The sequence below is a fragment of the Chloroflexus sp. genome, from assembly GCF_034434295.1.
In the GTDB taxonomy this organism is placed as follows: Bacteria; Chloroflexota; Chloroflexia; order Chloroflexales; family Chloroflexaceae; genus Chloroflexus.
The window spans coordinates 1-5,352 of the sequence record NZ_DAOTZQ010000121.1 but is presented as its reverse complement, the minus strand read 5'-3'; the positions used below and the strand labels follow the sequence as shown (position 1 = coordinate 5,352).

Sequence of the window (5,352 nt, the reverse complement as noted above, 5' to 3'; positions counted from 1 at the left end):
TGAGGGAGAGGGTGAGCACGGTGAGACTCTGAATGTGTAGAACCTATCTCAAAACATCTCCTGGAAGGTATCTCGTGCATTCTTGACCGACGCTATGTTGTGACGAGCACCCACCGCATCCTCGTGACCAGCAGGGTCAACGGCGTGCCACGTGCCGGATCGTGAGCACGGCTGCGCGGGAGCATGGCTGCCGCACGCCATACCGTGCACATGCACATAACGAGCGGGCAAGACAACCAATCCAGCACGTAATGGCACGGCTGGAGTGCTGCGCTGCCACCGGGCCAGGAGCCAGGGGGGTGGTCGTTGGTGCCTGGCATGCGGTCGTATGCCTGTCGCCCAGGCGCACAGTAGCACAGTGTGATGACAGACGTTCGAGTACCATGCCCCACGCGCTGGCACGGCGTCCCCCGCTGCCACGATGCCGCGTCCCGTTCATGATGCGCACCGCTCGCGGTACGACTGATCCCCGGCATGTTGTCCAAAACAGCACATATGGCAATCATACCCGCTGGTACGCACGTGGTTAACGCCATCAGATAGTTGTGGGTAAGGCATAGGTGTTGTGAGGGAGAGGGTGAGCACGGTGAGTCTCTGAATGTAGGGTTTTCAATACTGGTCGCAAATGTCAGAATTGATAGTCGTCTAACCCAAGTTGCCACCTTATATCACCACAGAGGCACTGCGGACACAGAGGATGGGCATAACATGAGTTGCCACCTCAAGCCGTGAGGCAGCGCGGCGATGGGAACCGATTACTACCCACATGGTTCGTATAGATACGCTCCACGGTGTTGTGCGCCGCGTTGTGTCGCTCATCATAGCAGTCAGCCTTACGTGGTCTGTTTACAGCATGGGTGGCAACTTGAGTTAGTTGGCTAAGTGATATAAGAGCTTCATCTGTACCTCTCATCACAATTCAAGCCAGCGACAAATGGTGTATTATAGAGGCAATTATCAGCCGCAAGCTACTTGAGAGCGCGCGGTAATCGTGATATATTAGGCACAAGATTTGACATTTAGAGAATGAATTAGTATTACTCCATCGGCATGCAGGATGCGTGGACGGCAGAAATGCCTGCTTGAGATTGAAAGGTGTCTCGTGTTGAGTCGGCTGTCCCATCCGGTAGCATCTGGCGATGTGAGTAATACCTAGAAAAGTCCTGCGTGTGGAAACGCCGTTGACGATTGTGGGTCATCTGGCCCCTGATCTCGACTGTCTAACCGCTATCTGGTTATTGATGCGGTTTGGCCCGGCTAAAGATGCCGATTTGAAATTTGTGCCTGCCGGTCGCACCTGGCAGGATCAGCCGGTGGATTCTGATCCGCACGTCATTCATGTCGATACCGGTGGTGGCCGTTTCGATCACCACCATACCGCCGATCCAACGCTTAGTGCTGCGGAACTTGTCCGGCGGGCAGTTGCACCTGATGATGAGGCGCTCCGTCGTTTAGTCGATCAGGTGACCCGGATCGATCACGCTGATTACCGACCGGGAAATGTCTTTTTCAATATTACCGATCTGATAGCCGGTTATAACGCACTCTACCCCAACCGACCACACCATGTGGCGCAAGCGATGCTGGCTAATCTCGATGCCTGGTACGAGCACGAGGTGCGACAATTACGCTTCGAGCAGGCGTTCCAGCATCGCCTGGAGTTTGACACACCGTGGGGTCTGGGTATTGCCGTGCAAAGTGCAGATGGAGGCTCTTCCCGGCTGGCGTTTAGCTACGGCGCAGTGCTCTTTGCCTATCGTGATCGTCGTGGCTATATGGGAGTAACGGCTCAGCGTCGTTCGAGCGTTGATCTGAAACCGGTGTATGATACGCTGCGGCAGTGCGATAGTCAGGCCGACTGGTATCTGCATCCCAGTCACCGGTTGCTGTTGTGTGGCACGCCGAAATCGCCACCGCGCCACTTTTCACAGCTTTCGCTTGAAGAGCTGGTAGAGATTATTCGCTGCCGCTGAAAAACGCTCGCCGGCACGAGTCATCATCTTACTATCCGGCTGGTCGGTAATGACCAGATGTGCTCCTGGCGGGGCGATGTATGTGTCGCCCCCGTCTTCGCCAGTCATCAGCTTCAGCGCGTTGTATCCTCTCTGTCCATCCGGCCTGCCTGCGAGCAACGGGCAGGCCATTGCCGCTTACCCATGCGTCGCAGGGATTATTGCCATCCAAACCACATTCACCACCAGGCGTGGATGGTCATCCCGGCCTGTCTGTGGCGTGGCTGTGATGAGTGGAAAAACTGTGTTTCCCGATGTCCGACCACAGTGCCTGCGCAAGTATCAGGCTCTACAGGGTATTGCCAAAAAGGGTATAATACAGGAGAGCTGTATCTAATAAACCTCTGTGGGAGATGACGTGCGCAATTTTACCTCGATTGATGATATTTTCAGCCGCCCGCGCAACGAAAACATCGAGCTGCTCAAGATGTGGGCAGGGACGACGCTGGCTTTTGCGATTGTGCAAACCGGCGCATCAAACCTGCTAAGTAGCAGGTTCTTTGTAAACCTGGTCGTGGCGGCAGTGGTCGCTGGAGTTGCTTTCGTCCTGCACGAGCTGGCGCATAGAGTGGTGGCCCGCGGCTATGGGGCAGAGGCTCATTTCATTGCTAATGATCGATGGCTGCTCTTGTCTATCGCGATCAGTTTTCTCGGCCTCTTCATCGCAGCACCGGGATCGGTCTGGCATCGTGGTCTGTTGACGATTCGTCAGAGCGGGATCATTGCGCTGGCCGGTCCGGTGACCAACCTGGTGTTGTCGGTATTGTTCCTCTTGTTGCTCTTCCCGGTTGTGCTCTTGCGCCCACCATTTGTTGATCTGCTGGTAACGATCTGCTATGTCGGGTTTCGCTTCAACGCCTGGATCGGTCTGTTCAATATGATCCCGGCTGGCCCGTTTGATGGGGCGAAGGTGCTGGCCTGGGACTGGCGGGTATTTGCGGTGACGGCAGCGCTTGGGGTTGGTTTGAGTTTTCTGCTTAGTGATGATCTGCTGTTTACATTAATACAAACTCTCGTTCGCCTGTTGTAAATTGTGGCTGAGGTTTTCATGCGTATCCCATTAATCGCTGGCAACTGGAAGATGTACAAGACGGTTGGCGAAGCAACGACACTGGTTCGCGATTTGCTGACCGGCCTCGGTGAATTATCAGATCGCGAAGCTATCGTTTGTCCGCCATTCACCGCACTCTCCGCAGTGGCAGCGCTGATCGCCGATAGCCCGCTGGGGTTGGGGGCGCAGAATCTGTATCCCGAAGCGCAGGGTGCGTTTACCGGTGAAGTCTCACCGCCAATGCTGGTTGATATTGGCTGTCGTTACGTCATTATTGGTCATAGCGAGCGCCGCCAGTATTTTGGTGAGAGTGATGCGTTTGTGAATCGAAAATTACGTGCCGCCCTCGCCCATGGTTTGCGTCCCATTGTGTGTGTTGGCGAGAGTAAGCCCCAGCGTGACGCCGGGCAGGCTGAGCCGATTGTGACGGCCCAGGTGCGTGCCGCCCTCCTTGAGGTACCCCCCGCTCAAATGACCGACGTGGTGATTGCTTACGAGCCGATCTGGGCCATTGGTACCGGCGATACGGCAACTCCTGCGGATGCGCAGGCGATGCACGCGGCGATTCGGGCAACTCTGGCCGAATTGTACGGTTCTGAGATTGCCGCAACGGTACGTATTCAGTATGGTGGCAGTGTAAAGCCGGATAATATCGACGAATTGATGGCTCAGCCCGATATTGATGGCGCGTTGGTTGGTGGTGCTTCGTTACAGGCAGCCAGTTTTCTGCGGATCATCCATTATCAGTAGATGGAACCAGATGGAACCTGAACGTAGTTCAGCGCAACAGATGTGCAGGCGACGGTTACTGAAGCCGTCGCCGCTTGCGCTTTCGGCTACCTCACACCCGTTGCGACAGATGTTCGGACCCTTCGACTGCATCTTGCTTATAGGCGGGGGGCAGTTTTTGGTCTTTCCAGGGCTATATCCGAGAAGAATCCATGCAAGAACTATTGATTATTATTGCGCTGGCGTTGGCTAATGGTTTATTCGCTGCGACAGAGCTGGCGGTGGTTTCAGCCCGGCGGGGGCGACTTGAGCAACGTGTCGAAGAGGGGAGTCGTGGTGCGGCGGTTGCTCTCCAATTGCAGGAAGACCCTGATCGCTTTCTGGCAGCCGTGCAAATCGGGATTACGCTGATCGGGACACTCAATGGTGTCTTTGCCGGTGCAACCCTCACCAACCAGATTGCTCCCTGGATGGCACGTTATGAATGGCTGGCACCTTATGCCGACCAGGTAGCCCAGTTTCTGGTTGTGTTGCTGGTAACCTATCTATCACTGGTGTTGGGTGAACTGGTTCCTAAACGGATCGCTCTGCAAAGTGCGGAGTCGATTGCCACGCTTATGGCGCGGCCAATGTCACTGCTTGCCCGCATCAGTACGCCAATCATCATATTATTGAGTGCTTCAACCCGATTTGTCCTGATGATCCTGGGCAGGGCAAACGTCGCCGAAGAACGAGTGACCGAGGAAGATATTCGAGCGCTGGTGCGTGAGGGGACTGAAACCGGTGAGGTCGAATTGCAGGAACAGCAATTTATTGATCGGGTCTTCCGTTTCAGTGACCGGGCGGTGCGCCATATTATGACGCCGCGCCACGAAGTGGAAATGGTCGCCGCTAACTGCACCCTCGGTGAAGTCATCGATGAGTTGCTGGCAAGCGGCTACTCGCGTTTTCCTGTCTACGAAGAGACACCTGATCAGATTGTGGGCATTGTCCATGTGCGCGATCTGCTTCTCCTCTACCGGAAGCAGGGGGAACAGGCACTGGTGCGTGAAGCTGTTTCGCCGCCGCTGTATGTCCCGGAAAACAGTCGTGCCTCGGTGTTGTTGACGACGTTTCGCCGTAGTCGCCGGCATATGGCGCTGGTGGTCGGTGAACTGGGTGGGATCGAAGGTGTTGTCACTCTGGAAGATGTGTTGGAAGAGATTGTTGGTGAAATTGATGATGAGTATGATGATGCAACGCCCCCACCGATTGTGCGCCGCGAGGATGGCTCGTATCTGGTAGAGGGTTCGCTACCGATTGATGAGGTGCGCACGCTGCTTGATGTTGACGAGCTACCCGATGAGGAGACGTATCGCTACGAGACGCTGGCCGGTCTGGTGATCAGTCTGATCGGACAAATTCCCCGTGCCGGTGATGTTGTGCATTGGGGTGAATGGCGGTTTGAGGTCGTGGATATGGATGGCCTGCGCGTCGATAAGGTGTTGATCTCACGCGAGCCGGCTGTCACCTGAAGAGGTTTTGTGTCGTGGGCCGGTGATGTTGTTTTGTTGGGGAATG

Annotated in this window: 4 protein-coding genes; all 4 read left to right on the top strand. The window is 55.3% G+C overall.

The window, feature by feature from the left end; genetic code table 11:
- Positions 1-1,169 precede the first annotated feature (1,169 nt).
- Positions 1,170-1,973 (top strand): hypothetical protein, encoded by an 804-nt coding sequence (locus VAE57_RS16140; protein WP_322822885.1) that lies wholly within the window; start codon positions 1,170-1,172, stop codon positions 1,971-1,973.
- Positions 1,974-2,370: 397 nt separating this feature from the next.
- Complete coding sequence (locus VAE57_RS16135) at positions 2,371-3,042, top strand: peptidase M50 (protein ID WP_322822884.1); 672 nt, start codon at positions 2,371-2,373, stop codon at positions 3,040-3,042.
- An 18-nt stretch (positions 3,043-3,060) separates the two neighbouring features.
- Complete coding sequence (gene tpiA, locus VAE57_RS16130) at positions 3,061-3,813, top strand: triose-phosphate isomerase (protein ID WP_322822883.1); 753 nt, start codon at positions 3,061-3,063, stop codon at positions 3,811-3,813.
- A 191-nt stretch (positions 3,814-4,004) separates the two neighbouring features.
- Positions 4,005-5,306 (top strand): hemolysin family protein, encoded by a 1,302-nt coding sequence (locus VAE57_RS16125; RefSeq protein WP_322822882.1) that lies wholly within the window; start codon positions 4,005-4,007, stop codon positions 5,304-5,306.
- Positions 5,307-5,352: the final 46 nt, after the last annotated feature.

Bases quoted from the DNA above. Each gene is read 5' to 3' on its own strand.
- VAE57_RS16125 (WP_322822882.1), top strand. From the start codon at position 4,005: ATGCAAGAACTATTGATTATTATTGCGCTGGCGTTGGCTAATGGTTTA.
- tpiA (WP_322822883.1), top strand. From the start codon at position 3,061: ATGCGTATCCCATTAATCGCTGGCAACTGGAAGATGTACAAGACGGTT.